Origin of the sequence: Pseudoduganella flava (assembly GCF_007830495.1) — a bacterium.
Taxonomy (GTDB): Bacteria; Pseudomonadota; Gammaproteobacteria; order Burkholderiales; family Burkholderiaceae_D; genus Rugamonas; species Rugamonas flava.
The window spans coordinates 275,977-296,002 of record NZ_VLKW01000002.1; the positions used below are offsets into that span (position 1 = coordinate 275,977).

The following is a 20,026-nucleotide window of genomic DNA, read 5'->3' on the forward strand; positions in this document are numbered from 1 at the left end:
ATCGACTACGGATACGAATTTGGAACTGAGTATTGAACAGGAACCGTTCGGCACGACGCCGGACGGCGAACCGCTGTCGCTCTACACGCTGCGCAACCGCAGCGGGATGGTCGTCAAGATCACGAACTACGGCGGCATCATCACCGAGATGCACGTGCCCGACAAGCACGGCAACCTGGCCGACGTGACGTTCGGCTTCGACCATGCCGAGCCGTACTTCGGCGACTGCCCGTACTTCGGCGCGCTGATTGGCCGCTACGGCAACCGCATCGCGGCGGGGCGCTGCGAAGTGGACGGCCAGGCGTTGCAGCTGGACGTCAACAACGGCCGCAACCACCTGCATGGCGGCACGCGCGGCTTCCACAAGGTGGCCTGGCATGCGGTGCCGATGGTGACGGACCTGACGATCGGCCTGAAGCTCACCTACCTGAGCCCGGACGGCGAGATGGGCTACCCGGGCAACCTGGACGTGACGGTCACGTACGAACTGAACGACGCGAACGAGCTGCTCGTCAAATACCACGCGACGACGGACAAGGCCACCCCGGTCAACCTGACGCAGCACGCCTACTTCAACCTGGCGGGCCGCGGCTCGGTGCTGAACCACGAACTGGTGATCAACGCGGACCGCTACACGCCGATCGATGGCGAATCGATCCCGCTGGGCGCGCTGGCATCCGTCGACGGCACGCCGTTCGACTTCCGCACGCCGCAGACAGTGGGCGCACGGATCGACAGCGACGACGAGCAGCTGCGTAACGGCCTGGGCTACGACCACAACTTCGTGCTGAACAAGCCGGAGTCGAACGTGCTGTCGCTCGCCGCGATCCTGCGCGAGCCGGAGTCCGGCAGGGTGCTGGAGCTGTACACGCAGGAACCGGGCGTGCAGTTCTACAGCGGCAATTTCCTGGACGGCTCGCTGATCGGCAAAGGCTGGCAATACGCCCACCGCAGCGGCCTGTGCCTGGAACCGCAACACTTCCCGGACTCGCCGAACCGGCCCGAGTACCCGAACACGATCCTGCGGCCGGGGGAGACGTATTCGACGAGGTCGTTGTATCGGTTCACCGTGCAGCCATAAACGTCGCCACGGGCTCGGCCTTCCAACCCCAACGCAAACCTGGGGTCCGACCCGCCGGGTCGGACCCCGGCTTCTGCTGCGGGTTTTGGCCAGCTTGAACATTGAAGAGAAGCCGGTGCCTGTCGCCGGCTTTTGTTTTGCGCCCATCCGATACCTTTTTTCATATCGCAGCCAAATTTTTATTCATTGGAAAGGAATCATTGCGTTCTTTAACATCTCGGAACATCGCAGCTCGACGAGGACAGCCAGTTCGCCGGGCCCAGCACAACACCGGAGGAATGCATGTCTGAGACAAAGAAGAATGTAAAACTGCGCTCGGCCGAATGGTTCGGCACGCAGGACAAGAACGGCTTCATGTACCGCAGCTGGATGAAGAACCAGGGCATCCCGGACCATGAATTCCAGGGCAAGCCGATCATCGGTATCTGCAACACGTGGTCCGAACTGACCCCTTGCAACGCCCACTTCCGCAAGCTCGCCGAGCACGTCAAGAAGGGCATCATCGAAGCGGGCGGCTGGCCTGTCGAGTTCCCGGTCTTCTCGAACGGCGAATCCAACCTGCGCCCGACCGCGATGCTGACCCGGAACCTGGCGTCGATGGACGTCGAGGAATCGATCCGCGGCAATCCGATGGATGCCGTCGTGCTGCTGGTCGGCTGCGACAAGACCACCCCGGCGCTGCTGATGGGCGCCGCATCGTGCGACATCCCGGCGATCGTCGTCACCGGCGGCCCGATGTTGAACGGTAAGCTGAACGGCAAGAGCATCGGCTCCGGCACCGCCGTCTGGCAGCTGCACGAACAAGTGAAGGCCGGCGAGATCTCGATGCACGACTTCCTCGCCGCCGAGGCGGGCCACTCGCGCTCGGCCGGCACCTGCAACACGATGGGCACCGCGTCGACGATGGCCTGCATGGCCGAGGCGCTCGGCACGTCGCTGCCGCACAATGCCGCGATCCCCGCCGTCGACGCGCGCCGCTACGTGCTGGCGCACATGTCCGGCATGCGCATCGTCGAGATGGTGTGGGAAGACCTGCGCCTGTCCAAGATCCTGACCCGCGAAGCGTTCGAGAACGCGATCCGCGTGAACGCCGCGATCGGCGGTTCGACCAATGCCGTGATCCACCTGAAGGCCATCGCCGGCCGTATCGGCGTTGACCTGGAGCTGGAAGACTGGACCCGCATCGGCCGCGGCACGCCGACGCTCGTCGACCTGCTGCCTTCCGGCCGCTTCCTGATGGAAGAGTTCTACTATGCGGGCGGCCTGCCGGGCGTGCTGCGCCGCCTGGGCGAAAACGGCCTGCTGCCGAACAAGGACGCCTTGACCGCGAATGGCAAGACGATCTGGGAAAACAACAAGGACGCTCCGATCTATGACGAGGAAGTGATCCGCCCATTGGAAAACCCGCTGATCAAGGATGGCGGCATCTGCATCCTGCGCGGTAACCTGGCGCCCCGCGGCGCCGTGCTGAAACCGTCGGCCGCATCGCCGCACCTGATGCAGCACCGCGGCCGCGCCGTTGTGTTCGAAGACTTCGACCACTACAAGTCGCGCATCATGGACCCGGACCTGGACGTGGACGAGAACTGCGTGCTGGTGATGAAGAACTGCGGCCCGAAAGGCTATCCGGGCATGGCCGAAGTGGGCAATATGGGCCTGCCGCCGAAGCTGCTCGCGAAGGGCATCAAGGACATGGTCCGCATCTCGGATGCGCGCATGAGCGGCACCGCCTACGGCACCGTCGTGCTGCACGTGGCGCCGGAAGCGATGGCCGGCGGCCCGCTGGGCATCGTCAAGGATGGCGACATGATTGCGCTGGACTGCGCCGGCGGCCGCCTCGACCTGGAGATCTCCGAGGAAGAGATGGCGGCCCGCCTGGCGGCCCGTGCCGAACAGAAGAACGACCTGCCGAAGTCCGGCTACGCCCAGCTGTACGTCGACCACGTGCTGCAGGCGGACCAGGGCTGCGACTTCGACTTCCTCGTCGGCCAGCGCGGATCGGCCGTGCCGAAGCACTCGCACTAAAAGAACATCCACCCGCCGGCACGCCGCTCATGTGGCGGTGCCGGCGTACCATTAGGAGACCCATATGCTGCTGGTTCAATTCAAGAGCAAGGATGGCGCCCGCCACGTCGGCATCCTCGCCAACGACACGCTGCGCGTGATCGACGGCTACACCACCACTTACGCGCTGGCGCAAGCCGCGATCCGCAACAAGCAGTCACTGGCCGCGCTGGCCGATTCCGCCGCCGGTTCGACCACGGTGAAATTCGCCGACGTGACGCCGCTGGCCCCGCTGGGCCATGAAGACCCGGCCCACACCTATGTGACGGGCACGGGCCTGACGCACCTCGGCTCGGCCGATGCGCGCGACGCGATGCACAAGAAGATCGGCGGCGACGTCGAGTCGCTGTCCGACTCGATGAAGATGTTCCGCCTCGGCGTCGAAGGGGGCAAGCCGGCCGCCGGTAGCGCGGGCGTGCAGCCGGAATGGTTCTACAAGGGCGACGGTTCGATCGTCGCGGCCAGCGGCGAACCGCTGGTGATGCCGGACTTCGCGCTCGATGGCGGCGAAGAGCCGGAGATCGCCGGCCTGTATGTGATCGGCGACGACGGCCAGCCTTACCGCGTCGGTTTCGCGATCGGCAACGAATTCTCCGACCACGTGACGGAGCGCCAGAACTACCTGTACCTGGCCCACTCGAAGCTGCGCGCCTGCGGCGTCGGCCCGGCGCTGCTGGTCGGCGAACTGCCACAGCACATCGATGGCGTGTCGCGCGTGCTGGATAAAGACGGCAAGGTGCGCTGGGAAAAGGCGTTCGTCTCGGGTGAACAGAACATGTCGCACACGATCGCCAACCTGGAGCACCACCACTTCAAGTACCAGTTGTTCAAGCGCGCCGGCGACGTGCACATCCACTTCTTCGGCACCGCCACGTTGAGCTTCGCGGACAATATCTCCGTGCAGCCGGGCGAAACGTTCCAGATCGAGGCGCCGGCATTCGGCCCGGCGCTGTCCAATCCACTGGCCGTCGCCCCTACGAAAGTCGCACAGGTGAAGGCATTATGAGCATCACGGGTGAAGCACTGATCGGCGGCCTCGCCGTCAAGGGCAAGGGCAGCAACTTCAAGGCCTGGAATCCGAACGAGGGCAAGCACATGGAGCCCGCGTTCCACATGGTCGACGCGGACCAGATCGACGCGGCATGCCGCCTGGCGGGCGAAGCGTTCGATACGTTCCGCGCCACGACGGACGAGGAACGCGCGACGTTCCTGGAAACCGTGGCGGCCGAAATCATGGCGATCGGCGATGCGCTGATCGAGCGGGCGATGGCCGAGACGGGCCTGCCGCGCGTGCGCCTCGAAGGCGAGCGTGGCCGCACCTGCAATCAACTGAAGCTGTTCGCCGACCTGCTGCGCGAAGGCTCGTACCGTGACGTGCGCATCGATTCCGCGCTGCCGGAACGTACGCCGCCGCGGCCGGACCTGCGCTACCGCCTGATCGGCGTCGGCCCGGTGGCCGTGTTCGCGGCATCGAACTTCCCGCTGGCGTTTTCCGTCGCCGGCGGCGACACGGCATCGGCCTTCGCAGCCGGCTGTCCCGTCGTGCTGAAGGCGCACTCGGCGCACCCCGGCACGTCCGAGCTCGTGGCCCGCGCTGTCGTCAAAGCGGTGCAGCAGTGCGGCCTGCCGGCCGGCGTGTTCGCGCTGCTGACGGGTACCGGCAACGGCATCGGCCAGACGCTGGTGGCCCATCCGGCGATCCAGGCCGTCGGCTTCACGGGCTCGCGCTCGGGCGGCACGGCGCTGATGGCGGTGGCGGCGGCGCGTCCGCAGCCGATTCCCGTGTATGCGGAAATGAGCAGCATCAATCCGGTGTTCCTGCTGCCGGGCGCATTGACGGCGCGCGGTGCGGAGATCGCCACGCAATTCGCCGCGTCGCTGACGATGGGCGTGGGCCAGTTCTGCACGAACCCCGGCCTCGTGCTGGGTATCGCCGGGCCCGAGTTCGACGCGTTCGCGCATGCCGCTGCCGCGGCACTGGGCGGCGTGGCTGCCGGCACGATGCTGACGCCAGGTATCGCCGGCTCGTATCAGGCGGGTGTCGCCACCTTGGCGCAGCAGGATTGCGTGAAGACGCTGGCGCTCGCCGAGCAGCAGGAAGGCAAGGGCGGTCCCGCGCTGTTCGTCACCAGCGGCGAGTCGTTCCTGACGGAGAAGGCGTTGCATGGCGAGGTGTTCGGCCCGGCGTCGCTGCTGGTCGCCTGCCGCGACGTGGCGGAGATGCGCAAGGTCACCGAGCACCTGGAAGGCCAGCTGACGGCCACGCTGCAGCTGGAAGAAGCCGACCTGGATGCGGCGCACTCGCTGCTGCCGGTACTGGAGCGCAAAGTCGGGCGTATCCTCGCGAACGGCTTCCCGACCGGTGTCGAAGTATCGACGGCGATGGTGCACGGCGGCCCGTTCCCGGCCACGGCCGATGGCCGCAGCACGTCGGTGGGCACGGGCGCGATCCTGCGCTTCCTGCGTCCCGTCTGCTACCAGAACCTGCCGCAGCCGCTGCTGCCGGAGGCGCTGCGCGACGGAAATCCGCTGGCCATCTGGCGCCGTCGCGACGGTGTGCTGGGCAAGGATTGAACTTAGAATAAGAGCGCCCGCAACCCTCCGGCGCAAGGCGGGGACGGGCGCTCAAGGACAAGAAGGAGACAGAGCATGACAGAGTTGGCAAAGTTCGGCAGCCTGCGCGGCAAGCGCGTATTCGTCACGGGCGGCGGCACCGGCATCGGTGAATCGATCGTCGCATCGTTCGCTGAGCAGGGCGCGCTCGTTGCGTTCGTCGACATCGCGCAGGAAGCGAGCCTCGCGCTGGTCGAGCGCCTCAAGGCGGCCGGCCACCCGGCGCCGCTGTTCCGCTACTGCGACATCACCGACATCCCCGTGCTGCAGCAGACCATCGCGGAATTCGCCAAGGAGATCGGCGACTTCGACATCCTCGTCAACAACGCCGCCAACGACCAGCGCCACAAGCCGGAAGAGGTGACCTTGGAATACTGGAACGAGCGCATCGCGATCAACCAGCGGCCGATGTTCTTCACGTGCCAATCCGTCCTGGAAGGCATGAAAAAGAAGGGCGGCGGCTCGATCATCAACATCAGCTCGATGTCGTGGCACGCCAAGAACGGCGGCTACCCCGTCTACGGCACGACGAAGGCCGCCGTGATCGGCCTGACACGCTGCCTGGCACGCGACTTCGGCCAGTACGGCATCCGCGTCAACACGGTCACCCCAGGCTGGGTGATGACGCAGCGGCAGATCGACCTGTGGGTCGACGACGCGGCCGAACAGGAAATCAAGCGCGCCCAATGCCTGCCGGGCAAGCTGATGCCGGAGCATGTGTCGTCGATGATCCTGTTCCTGGGCGCGGACGACAGCGCCATGTGCACGGGGCAGGAGTTCATTGTCGACGCAGGGTGGGTCTAAAGACGCCGGCACGGTTGAGCTCGTGTCCCTCTGGGGTCAGACCCCGACAGGGACACAAGCTCGGCTGTTGTTATTGCTGAGTACGTGTCCTTCTGGGGTCTGACCCCAGAGGGACACAGCCTCAGCCATACCCGTAAGTAGTATCCCATCGCTGCACGCCGCCCCAAGCGGCGCTTTTCATTGTGACGACCATGAAACCTGCCCTGTATCGGATACTGGCGCTGACGGCTTGCACCGTCGCGTCCAACACGTTTGCCCACGCATCAGCTCAGACGCTCACCAGCCCGGACGGCAAGCTCGCCGTCACCGTCGCGCAGTCGACGGGCGGTGGCGTCACCTACCGGATCGCGCGCGACGGCAAGACCGTGCTGCGCGACTCGAAGCTGGGGCTGACGTTCGACGGCATCGACCTTGCCGGCAAACTGAAGCCGGAAGACGTGTCGCCCGAGCGCCGCATCGACGACCAGTACGAGCTGGTGGCCGGCAAGCGCCGCAACGTCACCTATGCCGCCAACGAGCGCACCTGGCGCTACGCCGCCGGCGGCGACAACAAGCTCGAGATCACGTTCCGCGTGTCGAACGACGGCGTCGCGTTCCGCTACACGGCCAGGGCGCCGCAGCTGAAGTTCGCGAGCGAGGCCACCAGCTTCGCCTTCCCGGCCAGGACGAAAGCCTGGCTGCAGCCGATGTCCGTCGCGAAGACGGGCTACAAGCGCACCAACCCATCGTACGAAGAGCACTACCGGATGGACATCCCCGCCGGCACGCCGTCGCCGATGGCCGGCTGGGTATTCCCCGCGCTGTTCCGCACCGGCGACACGTACATCGCGCTGACCGAGGCGAACATGGACGGGAGCTTCCACGCGTCGCGCCTGCACGCGCAATCGCCCGGCGGCGAATACCGCATCGCACCGCCGATGCCGGAAGAAACCTATACGAACGGTGCGTTGCTGCCCACCGCGACCGGCTCCCTGACGACGCCGTGGCGCGTGCTGGCCGTCGGCAGCCTGGCCACCGTCGTCGATTCCACGCTCGGCACCGATCTTGCCGCACCGGCGCAGAACGGCATTCCCGACTGGGTCAAGCCGGGCCACTCGTCGTGGAGCTGGGCGATCCTGAAGGACGACTTCACCACCTTCGGTACGCAGAAGCAGTTCATCGACTACGCCGCCGGCATGCAGTGGGACTACACGCTGATCGATGCGTACTGGGACCAGAAGATCGGCTACGACAAGGTGAAGGAGCTGGCCGCCTACGCGAAGGAGAAGGGCATCGGCATCCTCGTCTGGTACAACTCGGCCGGCGCATGGAACGATACGGACATGACGCCGCGCGACAGGCTCCTTACCTCCGCCGACCGCCGCACCGAATTCGCGAAGCTGAAAGCGATGGGCGTGAAAGGCATCAAGGTCGACTTCTTCGGCGGCGACGGCCAGTCGATGATCGACTACTACGTCGGCATCTTGAAGGACGCCTATGACGCGGGCCTGCTCGTCAACTTCCACGGCGCCACCTTGCCGCGCGGCTGGGCGCGCACGTGGCCGAACCTGTTGACGACGGAAGCCGTGCGCGGCTTCGAGTTTGGCACGTTCGAGCAGAAGGACCAGGACCCGATCGCGTCGCACGCGGCGATGCTGCCGTTCACGCGCAACCTGTTCGACCCGATGGACTTCACGCCGATGGTGTTCGGCGACATCCCCAACATCAAGCGCGCCACCCGCAACGGCTTTGAGCTGGCCGAATCGGTGCTGTTCGTCTCCGGTATCCAGCACTTCGCCGAGGTGCCGGAAGGGATGGCCACCGTGCCCGGTTACGTCAAGGAGTTCCTGCGCGCGCTGCCCAAGCGCTGGGACGACAGCCGCTTCGTCGCCGGCGTGCCGGGCCAGTACGCCGTCATCGCGCGCCAGGCCGGCGGCAAGTGGTACGTGGCCGGCATCAATGGCGGGGCGAACGAAAAAACCGTCACGCTGGACCTGGCCTTCATCGGCAAGGCCGGCCGCCTGATCACGGACGGCGCCACCGAGCGCGCGTTCGCGCAGTCCGTCCTCCAGGCCAACAAGAAAACCACGATCAAGTTGAAAGCGCACGGCGGCTTCGTTGCCGTGTTCGAATAAAAACCACATCAGGAGACCTCCATGATCCGTCGCACCATCCTTGCTCTCTCGCTCGCTGTCAGCGGCTGCGCTTTCGCCCAGGTCAGCGTGACCATCGACGCCGCGAAGCCGGGCCCCGTCATCAACAAGGCCGTGTACGGCCAGTTCGCCGAGCACCTCGGTACCGGCATCTATGAAGGCATGTGGGTCGGCCCCGAGTCGAAGATCCCGAACACGAAGGGCTGGCGCAACGACGTCGTCGGTGCACTGAAGGAGCTGCACGTGCCGCTGGTGCGCTGGCCGGGCGGCTGCTTCGCCGACGAGTACCACTGGCGCGACGGCATCGGCCCGCGCGACAAACGTCCGGTCAAGGTCAACACGAACTGGGGCAACGTCACCGAGAACAACGCCGTCGGCACGCACGAGTTCTTCGACCTGGCCGAGCTGCTGGGCGCCGAGGTGTACATCAACGGCAACCTGGGTACCGGCTCCGTGCAGGAGATGAGCGAGTGGATCGAGTACATGACGTCGCCGAGCAAGTCGACGCTGGCCGAACTGCGCCGCAAGAACGGCCGCGAACAGCCGTGGAAGGTGGATTACTTCGCCGTCGGGAACGAGATGTGGGGCTGCGGCGGCAATATGAAGCCGGACCACTACGCGGACCTGTACAAGAACGTGACGACGTTCCTGCGCGCGCCGAAGGAATACCGGCCGCAGATCATCGCCAGCGGCGGCCACACGGACGACGTGAAGTGGGCCGACGTGCTGACGCGCGAGGTGAAGAACGACATGGCCGGCGTCAGCTTCCACTACTACACGATCCCGACCGGTAAATGGGAAGGCAAGGGCGCCGCGACGGGCTTCCCGGAAAGCCAGTGGTTCAGCACGATGCAGAACACGCTGAGGATGGACAAGTTCATCCGCGCGAACAAGGCCGTGATGGACAAGAACGACCCGCAAAAGAAAGTGGGCCTGTTCGTCGACGAATGGGGCACGTGGTATGACGTGGAGCCGGGCACGAACGCGGGCTTCCTGTACCAGCAGAACAGCCTGCGCGACGCCGTCGTCGCGGCGCTGAACTTCAACATCTTCCATCAACACGCGGACCGGGTGCGGATGACGAACATCGCGCAGATGGTCAACGTGCTGCAGGCGATGATCCTGACGGACAAGGACAAGATGCTCCTGACGCCGACCTACCATGCGTTCCGCATGTACGTGCCGTTCCAGGACGCGACGTCGCTGCCGGTGGCTGTGAAGAACAACGGCAAGTACAGCGTCGGCAATGCGTCGGTGCCGCAGGTCAGCGCTTCGGCCGCGCGCGGCAAGGACGGCAAGCTGTATGTGGCGCTCGTCAACACCGACCCGAACAAGGCCACCGACGTCACCGTCAACGTCGGCGGTGCGGGAGCGGGCAAACTCACCGGCCAGCTGCTGACCGCCACCGCGATGGACGCGCACAACACGTTCGCGCAGCCGGAAGCGGTGAAACCTACCGCGTTCAACGCGCAGGCGTCGGGCGGCAAGCTGACCGTCAAGCTGCCGGCCAAATCCGTCGTCGTCGCCGCCGTGGAGTAAACCGCCATGGACAAAGGAACGCTTGCGGCCGCGCTGGCCGCGGCGGGCCTGCTGACCCTTGCCGCCTGTGGCGGCGGGGGCGGCAGCGGCACGCCCGTCACCACCGCCGTCACCCCGGCCACGCCATCGACGCCAAACGTGCCGGCGCAAACCCCGGTCACGTTCGCCAACGTGTCGGTGCACGACCCGTCCGTCATCAACGTGGACGGCACGTTCTACATCTTCGGCTCGCACCTGGCCGCCGCGAAGTCGACGGACCTGATGAACTGGACGAAGATCGCCGACGGCGCCACCGCGTCGAACCCGCTGTTCGCCGACGTGACGAAGCAGCTGGCCGAAACGTTCGCGTGGGCGCAGACTACGACGCTGTGGGCACCGGACGTGATCCGCCTCGACGACGGCAAGTACTACTTCTACTACAACGCCTGCAAGGGCGACTCGCCCCGCTCGGCGCTGGGCGTGGCGGTCGCCGACAAGGTCGACGGCCCATACGTCAACAAGCAGATCATCCTGAAGTCCGGCATGTGGGGCGAAGCGGGTGCGGACGGCACGATCTATGACGCGACGAAGCATCCGAATGTCGTCGATCCGAACGTGTTCCGCGACAAGGACAACAAGCTGTGGATGATCTGCGGCTCGTACTCGGGCGGCATCTTCATCCTGGCGATGGACCCGAAGACGGGGCTGCCGCTGTCCGGGCAGGGCTACGGCAAGCACCTGCTGGGCGGGAACCACGCGCGCATCGAAGGCGCCTATGTGCAGTACAACGCGCAGACGGGCTACTACTACATGTTCACGTCGTTCGGCGGGCTCGATGCGAACGGCGCGTACAACGTGCGCGTGGCCCGCTCGCGTAACCCGGACGGGCCGTATGTCGATGCGAAGGGCACCGACATGGCGACGGTGAAGGCCGATCCGACGAAGCCGCTGTTCGACGACGCCAGTATCGCGCCGCACGGCCAGAAGCTGATGGGCAACCACCAGTTTGCCGTCGCGGCGGGGGAAACAGGCGCGGCACCGGGCTACGTCTCGCCGGGCCACAACAGCACGTATTACGATCCGGTGGCGAAGAAGTACTTCATCATCTTCCATACGCGCTTCCCCGGCACGGGCGAGCTGCACGAGGTGCGCGTGCACGAGATGTTCTTCAACGAGGACGGCTGGCCCGTCATCGCGCCGCTGCGCTACGTGCCCCTGACGAAGAGTGCGACGGCGCTGGCCGCCGCGATCCCGCAGGGCGACGCGGCCGGCACCTACAAGCTGGTCGACCACGGCAAGGACATCTCGGCGGCCATCAAGGCTTCGCAGGTGGTGACGCTGGCGGCGGACGGCAAGGTGTCCGGCGCCGTCACGGGCACGTGGACGCACAAGGGCGAGAACCGCATCGCGCTGACGTTGAACGGCGCGGCGGTGTACAACGGCGTGCTGTCGCGCCAATGGAACCCGAACGCCAATGCGTTCAGTGTGACGTTCTCGGCGCAGAACGCGGACGGCGTGTCGCTGTGGGCGATCCGGACCGGTAATTGATTGGTAACTGAGCAGGGAGCAGCAATGATGTTACGCAGGATGGCCGCAGGCGCGGCCCTGGCGCTGGCGGCGGCGGTGAAGGTGGGTGCGGCCGGTGCCGCGCAGGTCGGCGTGCACGACCCCGTGATGGCGAAGGAGGGGAAGACGTATTACGTGTTCTCCACCGGCCCCGGCATCACGTTCTACAGCTCGCAGGACATGCGGCACTGGCGCCCCGAGGGCCGCGTGTTCGCGGGCGAACCGGCGTGGGCGAAGCAGGCCGCGCCATCGTTCGACGGCCATATCTGGGCGCCGGACGTGACGAAGCACGACGGTAAATATTATTTATATTATTCCGTGTCCGGCTTCGGCAAGATCACGTCCGGCATCGGCGTCACCGTCAACAAGACGCTGGACCCGCGCTCGCCGGACTACAAGTGGGAAGACCAAGGCATGGTGATCCAGTCCGTGCCGGGCCGCGACCTGTGGAACGCGATCGACCCGAACGTGATCGAGGACGAAGCGGGCAACGGCTGGATGGCGTTCGGCTCGTTCTGGACAGGCCTGAAGCTGTTCAAGCTGAACGCGGACTGGACGAAGCCCGCCGAGCCACAGCAATGGCACACGATCGCCCGCCGCGAGCGGCCGGCGTTCACGCCGGACGAAAACGGCGGCCCGGCCGAGATCGAGGCGCCGTTCATCTTCAGGAAGAACGGCTATTACTACCTGTTCGCGTCGTGGGGACTGTGCTGCCAGCGCGAGAAGAGCACGTACCACGTCGTCGTCGGCCGCTCGAGGACCCTCACCGGGCCGTATGTGGACAAGGACGGCAAGGACATGGCGGCGGGCGGCGGCTCGCTCGTCATCAAGGGCAACCGCGACTGGATCGGCCTGGGCCACAACAGCGCCTACACGATCGACGGCCGCGACCTGCTCGTGCTGCACGCCTACGAGACGGCGGACAAGTACCAGCAAAAGCTGAAGATCCTCGACATCCAGTGGGACGCCGCCGGCTGGCCGGTGGTCGACCCGGCGCAGTTGAACAGCTACCAGAGCGTGCTGGTGCCGCCAGGGAAATAGTTACTGCCGAGCTCGTGTCCCTCTGGGGTCAGACCCCACCAGGACACGAACTCATCAGCACAATGGATGAGACCGTGTCCTTTTTTTGACCTGCTGGGGTCTGACCCCAGAAGGTCAAAAAAAGGACACGGGCTGAACCGTAGGATGAAAACATGATGCTTCGCCGCCTTGCCCTTGCCGCCGCCCTGTGCGCCGCGGCTTCCGTTCATGCCGCGGACCTGTTCGCGCTGCGTGACGTCCGCTTGACCGCCAGCCCGTTCCTCGACGCGCAGCAGACGGACTTGCGTTACCTGCTGGCGCTCGATGCCGACCGCTTGCTGGCGCCGTTCCGCCGCGAGGCTGGCCTGGCGCAGTTAAAACCGTCGTATGGCAACTGGGAGTCCAGCGGCCTCGATGGGCATATGGGCGGGCATTATCTGTCGGCGCTCGCGCTGATGTATGCGGCCACCGGCGATGCGCAGGTCAAGGAGCGGCTCGACTACTTCGTGCAGGAGCTGAAGAAATGCCAGCAGGCCGGCAAGGATGGCTATATCGGCGGCGTGCCGGGCGGCCGGGCCGCGTGGGATGCCATCGCGAAGGGCGAGCTCCATGCCGATAACTTCTCCGTCAACGGCAAGTGGGTCCCGTGGTACAACCTGCACAAGACGTTCGCCGGCCTGCGCGATGCGTATCTCGTCGCCGGCAATGCCGATGCGAAGACCATGCTGGTCGCCTACGCCGACTGGGCGCTGGACATGACGTCCCACCTGTCCGACCAGCAGATGCAGGCGATGCTGAAGGCCGAACATGGCGGCATGAACGAGGTGCTGGCCGACGTCGCACGCATCACCGGCGAGCGCAAATACCTCGACCTGGCGCGCCGCTTTTCGCACCAGGCGGTATTGCGCCCGCTGGAGGAGGGCAAGGACCAGCTCACCGGCCTGCACGCCAACACGCAGATCCCGAAGGTGATCGGTTTCGAGCGGATCGGCACGATGACGAACGATCCCGCCATGCGCGATGCCGCGCGCTTCTTCTGGCAGACCGTCGTCGACAAGCGCTCGGTCGCCATCGGCGGCAACAGCGTCAAGGAGCACTTCCACGACAGCGCGAACTTCGCGCCGATGGTCGACGAGGTCGAAGGCCCGGAGACCTGCAACACGTACAACATGCTGAAGCTCACCGAGCTGCTGTTCGCGGACCAGCCGCAGTCCCGCTACGGCGACTACTACGAGCGCGCGCTGTACAACCACATCCTCGCTTCGCAGCGGCCCGAGACGGGCGGCTTCGTTTACTTCACGCCGATGCGCCCGAACCACTACCGCGTCTATTCGCAGGTGGAGCAGGGCATGTGGTGCTGCGTCGGTTCCGGCATCGAGAGCCACGCCAAGTATGGCCAGTTCATCTACGCGCACGATGGCGACGAGCTGTACGTGAACCTGTTCATCCCGTCCGAGCTGACGTGGCAGGCGAAGAACCTGCGCATCGTGCAGGCCACCGCTTTCCCCGACGCCGAGACCACACGACTCACGGTGCACGGCGCCGGCAAGTTCGCGCTGAAGCTGCGCTATCCGGCCTGGGTCGCGAAGGGCGCTTTGATGCTGAAGGTGAACGGCAAGCCGGTCAAGGCGCAAGCAGGCGCGGATGGCTACATCAAGGTGGATCGCGTCTGGCGCGACGGCGATACCGTCGACCTGAAACTGCCGATGACGACGCACCTCGAGCAGATGCCGGACCAGTCGAACTGGTACGCCGTGCTGCACGGCCCGATCGTGCTGGCGGCGAAGACGGCGCCGTTCAAGGACGAGAAGCTGAACGTGTTTGCCGACGACTCGCGCATGGGCCACATCGCCCACGGCCAGGTCTGCCCGCTGGAGGCGGCGCCGATGTTCGTCAGCGATGCGCGGGATTTCACCAGCAAGATCAAGCCCGTGAAAGGCCAGCCGTTGACGTTCACGGCGCCCGGCGTGCTGCAAGGGCCTGACGCCGGCCGCCTGAAACTGATCCCGTTCTTCCGCCTGCACGACTCGCGCTATGCGATGTACATGCAGCGCTCCACGCCGGCCGGCTACGCGGCGCTGAAGGAGCGCACCGCGCGCGACGAACAGGAGCGCCTGGCACTGAACGCCCGCACGATCGACCAGGTGGCGCCAGGCGAGCAGCAGCCCGAGTCGGACCACGCGTTCCAGGGCGAAGGCGCCGATGCGGGCCTGAACGCCGGCCGCCACTGGCGCCACGCGACGGGCTGGTTCCGCTACGTGCTGAACGACCCGAAAGGCGAGGCGAAGACGCTGCGCCTGACGTTCGCGTCAAGCGATGCGGGCCGCAAGTTCGACATCCTCGTTGACGGCAAGCCGCTGCGGACCGTGGAACTGGCCAAGGCGGACGAGGAGTTCTACACCCGCGACTTCGCCCTGCCGGCGGGAAGCGGCAAGAAGATCGAGGTGAAATTCGTCGCCCATCCCGGCTCGATCGCCGGCGGTCTGTATGGATTGCGGCTGCTGCGATAGCAAAAAAGATATGGCACCGACGAAAAAATATATTGGATCGGCATGTGCCTTTCTTCTACCATAGCCAAATAAGCACAACTGCAACAATCGACAACAGCACCGGAGACACCGCATGACTGTACAGCGCAGGACTTTCGTCGCCGCCGCCGCCCTGGCGATGGCCGGCATCACCCTCCCGGCGTTTGCCGCCAAACCCCTCGTGATCGGCTTTTCGCAGGTCGGCGCCGAAAGCGAATGGCGCACCGCGAACACCGTCTCGATCAAGGATGCCGCCAAGAAGGCCGGTGTCACCCTGAAGTTCGCCGATGCGCAGCAGCGCCAGGAAAACCAGGTCAAGGCGATCCGCTCGTTCATCGCCCAGAAGGTCGACGTGATCGCGTTCTCGCCCGTCGTCGAATCGGGCTGGGACACAGTGCTGCGCGAGGCGAAGGCCGCGAAGATCCCCGTGATCCTGACGGACCGCGACGTCAACGTGGCCGACAAGTCGCTGTACGTGACCCTGATCGGCTCGGACTTCGTCGAGGAAGGCCGCCGCGCCGGCCGCTGGCTCGTCGACTATGCGAAGAAGCAGCCGGGCAAGACGCTGAACATCGTCGAGCTGCAGGGCACCGTCGGCTCGGCGCCGGCGATCGACCGCAAGGCCGGCTTCGAGGAAGTCATCAAGGGCAATCCGCAGCTGAAGATGCTGCGCACGCAGACCGCCGAATTCACCCGCGCCAAGGGCAAGGAAGTGATGGAAGCGTTCCTGAAGGCGCACGGCAAGAACATCAACGTGCTGTACGCGCACAACGACGACATGGCGATCGGCGCGATCCAGGCCATCGAGGAAGCGGGCCTGAAGCCGGGCAAGGACATCGTCATCGTGTCCGTGGACGGTGTGCGCGGCGCGTTCGAGGCGATGATGCAAGGGAAGCTGAACGTGACCGTCGAGTGCAACCCGCTGCTCGGTCCCTTGCTGATGCAGACGGCGAAGGACGTCGTCGCCGGCAAGCCCGTGCAAAAGCGCCTCGTCGTCGAGGAACGCGTGTTCCCGGCCGAAGTGGCGGCGAAAGAATTCCCGAACCGTAAGTACTAAATGGCCGCGTTGAAGTCGCCGGTGCTGGAGCTGTCCGGCATCGATAAAGCCTTCCCCGGCGTGAAGGCCCTCGCTGGTGCCGGCTTGCGCCTGTACCCCGGCGAGGTGCACACCTTGATGGGCCAGAACGGCGCCGGCAAGTCCACGTTGATCAAGGTGCTGACGGGTGTCTACACGCCCGATGCCGGCACCATCGTGCTCGAGGGCCGCCCGATCCAGCCTGCCTCCACCCTGGAGGCGCAGGAGCTGGGCATCTCCACGGTGTACCAGGAAGTCAACCTGTGCCCGAATCTGTCGGTGGCCGAGAACATCTTCATCGGCCGCTATCCGCGCACGTGGTTCGGCGTGGACTGGAAGAGCATGCGGGCGCAGGCACGCGAGATCCTGCGCAACCTGGAAATCGACATCGACGTGACGCAGCCGCTGGCGCGCTACCCGCTGGCGATCCAGCAGATGGTGGCGATCTCGCGGGCGCTGAACATCTCGGCGAAGGTCCTCATTCTCGACGAACCCACGTCCAGCCTGGACGAAGCGGAAGTGCAGCTGCTGTTCCGCGTGCTGCGCCGGCTGCGCGAGCAGGGCATGGCGATCCTGTTCGTCACGCACTTCCTTGACCAGACGTATGCGATCTCGGACCGCATCACGGTGATGCGCAACGGCGAGCGGGAAGGCGAGTATCCGGCCAGCGAACTGTCGCGCCTCGCGCTGGTGAACAAGATGATCGGCGCGCCCGCGCAGCAGGAACACCAGGACGCATCGCAGGCCGAAGCGCCCCACCACACGGGCGCCACGCTGATGAAGATCGCGGGCCTGGGACGGCGCGGCGCGTTGAAACCCGTCGACGCGGACATCAAGCAGGGCGAGGTGCTTGGCCTGGCGGGCCTGCTGGGCTCTGGCCGTACCGAGCTGGCGCGGTTGCTGTTCGGTGCGGACAAGGCCGACACGGGCAGTATCGCGATCGACGGCAAGACCACGAGGTTCGACACGCCACGCGACGCGATTGCCGCCGGCATCGGCTTCTGCTCGGAAGACCGCAAGCACGAAGGCGCGATCCTGTCGCTGTCGGTGCGCGAGAACCTGATCCTGGCGATGCAGGCCAGGAGCGGCGTGCTGCGCGCGATCCCGATGCGGCTGCAGCAGGAGATCGCGGAAAACTACGTGAAGTGGCTCGGCATCAAGACGGCGAGCATCGAAACCCCGATCGGCACGCTCTCCGGCGGCAACCAGCAGAAGGTGCTGCTGGCGCGCTGGCTGGCCACCGATCCGAAGCTGATGATCCTCGACGAGCCCACGCGCGGCATCGACGTGCGCGCCAAGCAGGAAATCATGGATTACGTGACGACGCTGTGCAGGACCGGCATGTCGGTGCTGTTCATCTCGTCCGAACTGCCCGAGGTGCTGCGCGTCAGCGATCGCCTGGTGGTGCTGCGCGATCGGGAGAAATGCGGCGAATACGTGCGCGGTGAGTTGAATGAAGAGACCGTGCTGCAGGTGATCGCCGGCGAGGGAGCAGCAATGCAGGAAGGAGTGCGCGCATGAGCGCGACGCAATTGAAACAAACGCCGGCGCCCGGCGCGCCCGCCGCGGTGCAGGCAAAACCGGCCAAGGCGGCGCTGCTGGCGCATCCATTGGCCAAGCCGATCCTGGCCCTGCTGGTGCTGCTGGCATTGGACGTGATCTTCGTGCCGGGCTTCCTGGCATTGGAGATCAAGGACGGCCACCTGTATGGCCCGCTGATCGACATCCTGAACCGCGCGGCGCCGTTGATGCTGGCCGCGCTGGGCATGACCCTGGTGATCGCCACGCGCGGCATCGACATCTCGGTGGGCGCCGTCGTCGCGCTGTCCGGCACCGTCGCCGCGATGCTGATCGGCGGCACGATGGTCATCAATAACGGCGTGCCGGAATACGTGGCCAACACGCCGATGCCGCTGGCGCTGGCCGCTGCGGTGGGCGTGGCGATCCTGTGCGGCGCCTGGAACGGCGTGCTGGTCGCCGGGCTGAAATTGCAGCCGATCGTCGCCACCCTGATCCTGATGGTGGCAGGCCGCGGCCTCGCGCAGCTGTTCACGGACGGCCAGATCGTCACCGTCTACTATCAACCGTTCTTCTTCCTCGGCAGCGGCTACCTGCTTGGGCTGCCGTTCGCGCTGTGGGTCGTGGCCGCCGTGCTGCTGGTCGTCGGCCTGCTGCTGAAGAAGACGGCGCTGGGGCTGTTCATCCAGGCCGTCGGCATCAATCCGGTGGCCGCGCGCCTGGCGGGCCTGCGCACCGCCACCCTGATCTTCCTCGTCTACGTGTTCTGCTCGACGTGCGCGGGCCTGGCCGGCCTGATGATCAGCTCGAACATCAAGAGCGCGGACGCGAACAACGCGGGCCTGCTGCTGGAGCTGGACGCGATCCTGGCCGTCACGCTGGGCGGCACGTCGCTGAACGGCGGCAAGTTCAGCCTCGCCGGCAGCATGATCGGCGCGCTGATCATCCAGACGCTGACGTGGACGATCTATTCGCTCGGCGTGCCGCCGGAAGTGAACATGGTCGTCAAAGCGATCGTCGTGTTTGCCGTCTGCCTGTCGCAGTCGGCCGGTTTCCAACAGCTGTGGAAGGGCCGCAAATGAGCGCCGCCGTCAATTCTCCCGGTGTCAATTCTCCCGGCCTCAATTCTCCCTCACTGGCGTCGTCGATGATGGGGGCGCCGTGGTTCACGTCGCTCGTCACGGTGCTGTTGCTGGCCGTGCTGCTCGGCGCCGGCGGCGCCGCGTACGACGGCTTCCTGTCCTGGCAGGTGATGCTGAACCTGTTGATCGATAACGCCCACCTGCTGGTGATCGCCGTCGGCATGGGTTACGTGATCCTGGCCGGCGGCATCGACCTGTCGGTGGGCTCCGTGCTCGCATTGACGACGATGGCGGCCGCCTGGCTGCTCGGCACCGCGCACTGGCACCCGGTCGCCGTCATCGTCACGGTACTCGTCTGCGGCGCGCTGTTCGGCGCCTTGCAGGGCGCGCTGATTCACTTCTTCCAGCTGCAGCCGTTCATCGTCACGCTGGCCGGCATGTTCCTCGCGCGCGGCCTGTGCTACCTGATCAGCATCGAATCGATCACGATCGACGATCCGTTCTTCGTCGCCGCATCGCAGACGCAGGTGCCACTGCTGGGCGGCTTCCTGTCGCCCGGGGCCATGATCGCACTGGTCGTGCTGATCGTCGCGATCTGGGCGTCGCGCCGCACCGCGTTCGGCCGCGCCGTCTACGCGATTGGCGGCAACGAGCAGTCGGCGCTGATGATGGGCCTGGCGGTCGGCCGCACCAAGATCGCCGTCTACGCGTTTTCCGGATTCTGCGCCGCGCTGGGCGGCGTGCTGTTCGCGTTCTACATGCTGTCCGGCTATGGCCAGCATGCGCAGGGCACCGAGCTCGATGCGATCGCCGCAGTGGTCATCGGCGGCACGTTGCTGACGGGCGGCTACGGCTACGTGGCGGGCGCGCTGTCCGGCGTGCTCGTGCTGGGCACGATCCAGACGTTGATCGCGTTCGACGGCACCCTGAGCTCATGGTGGACGAAGATCGTCATCGGCGGCCTGCTGTTCGTATTCTGCGTCGTGCAGCGCCTGCTGTCGGTACGCTCGCAACACTCATAAGGA

Annotated in this window: 14 protein-coding genes; all 14 read left to right on the top strand. The window is 65.7% G+C overall.

Annotation, left to right across the window (positions count from 1 at the left end; genetic code table 11):
- The first annotated feature begins 19 nt into the window (after positions 1 to 19).
- The 14 genes from IP92_RS05510 to yjfF all read left to right on the top strand — a co-directional run bounded on the left by IP92_RS05510 (position 20) and on the right by yjfF (position 20,023).
- Positions 20 to 1,081: an aldose epimerase family protein gene (locus IP92_RS05510; protein WP_145873535.1), complete on the top strand. Its 1,062-nt coding sequence runs from the start codon at positions 20 to 22 to the stop codon at positions 1,079 to 1,081.
- 282 nt (positions 1,082 to 1,363) lie between these two features.
- Entirely contained in the window at positions 1,364 to 3,106 is a 1,743-nt protein-coding gene (locus IP92_RS05515; protein WP_145873536.1) for an IlvD/Edd family dehydratase, read from the top strand.
- A gap of 64 nt (positions 3,107 to 3,170) precedes the next feature.
- Positions 3,171 to 4,151, top strand: a complete 981-nt coding sequence (gene araD1, locus IP92_RS05520; protein WP_145873537.1) for an AraD1 family protein — start codon at positions 3,171 to 3,173, stop codon at positions 4,149 to 4,151.
- On the top strand, positions 4,148 to 5,719 hold the full coding sequence (locus tag IP92_RS05525; RefSeq protein ID WP_145873538.1) for an aldehyde dehydrogenase (NADP(+)): 1,572 nt from the start codon (positions 4,148 to 4,150) through the stop codon (positions 5,717 to 5,719). The genes araD1 and IP92_RS05525 overlap by 4 nt, the downstream gene beginning before the upstream one ends.
- A gap of 75 nt (positions 5,720 to 5,794) precedes the next feature.
- Positions 5,795 to 6,562 (top strand): SDR family NAD(P)-dependent oxidoreductase, encoded by a 768-nt coding sequence (locus IP92_RS05530; protein WP_145873539.1) that lies wholly within the window; start codon positions 5,795 to 5,797, stop codon positions 6,560 to 6,562.
- A gap of 191 nt (positions 6,563 to 6,753) precedes the next feature.
- Positions 6,754 to 8,676 (top strand): glycoside hydrolase family 97 protein, encoded by a 1,923-nt coding sequence (locus IP92_RS05535; protein WP_145873540.1) that lies wholly within the window; start codon positions 6,754 to 6,756, stop codon positions 8,674 to 8,676.
- A 21-nt stretch (positions 8,677 to 8,697) separates the two neighbouring features.
- Positions 8,698 to 10,233, top strand: coding sequence for an alpha-N-arabinofuranosidase (locus IP92_RS05540; protein ID WP_145873541.1), 1,536 nt, complete (start codon positions 8,698 to 8,700; stop codon positions 10,231 to 10,233).
- 6 nt (positions 10,234 to 10,239) lie between these two features.
- Entirely contained in the window at positions 10,240 to 11,760 is a 1,521-nt protein-coding gene (locus IP92_RS05545) for a glycoside hydrolase family 43 protein (protein WP_145873542.1), read from the top strand.
- 24 nt (positions 11,761 to 11,784) lie between these two features.
- Positions 11,785 to 12,819 (top strand): arabinan endo-1,5-alpha-L-arabinosidase, encoded by a 1,035-nt coding sequence (locus IP92_RS05550; RefSeq protein WP_229418645.1) that lies wholly within the window; start codon positions 11,785 to 11,787, stop codon positions 12,817 to 12,819.
- 152 nt (positions 12,820 to 12,971) lie between these two features.
- Positions 12,972 to 15,308 (top strand): glycoside hydrolase family 127 protein, encoded by a 2,337-nt coding sequence (locus IP92_RS05555; RefSeq protein ID WP_307724839.1) that lies wholly within the window; start codon positions 12,972 to 12,974, stop codon positions 15,306 to 15,308.
- A gap of 112 nt (positions 15,309 to 15,420) precedes the next feature.
- Positions 15,421 to 16,383, top strand: coding sequence for an ABC transporter substrate-binding protein (locus IP92_RS05560; protein WP_145873543.1), 963 nt, complete (start codon positions 15,421 to 15,423; stop codon positions 16,381 to 16,383).
- A complete protein-coding gene (locus IP92_RS05565) occupies positions 16,384 to 17,922 on the top strand; it encodes a sugar ABC transporter ATP-binding protein (RefSeq protein ID WP_145873544.1) in 1,539 nt (512 codons plus the stop codon).
- Positions 17,919 to 19,001 (top strand): ABC transporter permease, encoded by a 1,083-nt coding sequence (locus IP92_RS05570; RefSeq protein WP_145873545.1) that lies wholly within the window; start codon positions 17,919 to 17,921, stop codon positions 18,999 to 19,001. The genes IP92_RS05565 and IP92_RS05570 overlap by 4 nt, the downstream gene beginning before the upstream one ends.
- Positions 19,002 to 19,069: 68 nt before the next feature.
- Complete coding sequence (gene yjfF / locus IP92_RS05575) at positions 19,070 to 20,023, top strand: galactofuranose ABC transporter, permease protein YjfF (protein WP_145874047.1); 954 nt, start codon at positions 19,070 to 19,072, stop codon at positions 20,021 to 20,023.
- Positions 20,024 to 20,026: the final 3 nt, after the last annotated feature.

Excerpts from the sequence above, each read along its gene's own strand:
- yjfF (WP_145874047.1), top strand. The coding sequence starts at position 19,070 with ATGGGGGCGCCGTGGTTCACGTCGCTCGTCACGGTGCTGTTGCTGGCC.
- IP92_RS05535 (WP_145873540.1), top strand. The coding sequence starts at position 6,754 with ATGAAACCTGCCCTGTATCGGATACTGGCGCTGACGGCTTGCACCGTC.
- IP92_RS05555 (WP_307724839.1), top strand. The coding sequence starts at position 12,972 with ATGATGCTTCGCCGCCTTGCCCTTGCCGCCGCCCTGTGCGCCGCGGCT.
- IP92_RS05560 (WP_145873543.1), top strand. The coding sequence starts at position 15,421 with ATGACTGTACAGCGCAGGACTTTCGTCGCCGCCGCCGCCCTGGCGATG.
- IP92_RS05540 (WP_145873541.1), top strand. The coding sequence starts at position 8,698 with ATGATCCGTCGCACCATCCTTGCTCTCTCGCTCGCTGTCAGCGGCTGC.
- IP92_RS05545 (WP_145873542.1), top strand. The coding sequence starts at position 10,240 with ATGGACAAAGGAACGCTTGCGGCCGCGCTGGCCGCGGCGGGCCTGCTG.
- IP92_RS05550 (WP_229418645.1), top strand. The coding sequence starts at position 11,785 with ATGATGTTACGCAGGATGGCCGCAGGCGCGGCCCTGGCGCTGGCGGCG.
- IP92_RS05525 (WP_145873538.1), top strand. The coding sequence starts at position 4,148 with ATGAGCATCACGGGTGAAGCACTGATCGGCGGCCTCGCCGTCAAGGGC.
- IP92_RS05565 (WP_145873544.1), top strand. The coding sequence starts at position 16,384 with ATGGCCGCGTTGAAGTCGCCGGTGCTGGAGCTGTCCGGCATCGATAAA.
- araD1 (WP_145873537.1), top strand. The coding sequence starts at position 3,171 with ATGCTGCTGGTTCAATTCAAGAGCAAGGATGGCGCCCGCCACGTCGGC.
- IP92_RS05570 (WP_145873545.1), top strand. The coding sequence starts at position 17,919 with ATGAGCGCGACGCAATTGAAACAAACGCCGGCGCCCGGCGCGCCCGCC.
- IP92_RS05515 (WP_145873536.1), top strand. The coding sequence starts at position 1,364 with ATGTCTGAGACAAAGAAGAATGTAAAACTGCGCTCGGCCGAATGGTTC.
- IP92_RS05530 (WP_145873539.1), top strand. The coding sequence starts at position 5,795 with ATGACAGAGTTGGCAAAGTTCGGCAGCCTGCGCGGCAAGCGCGTATTC.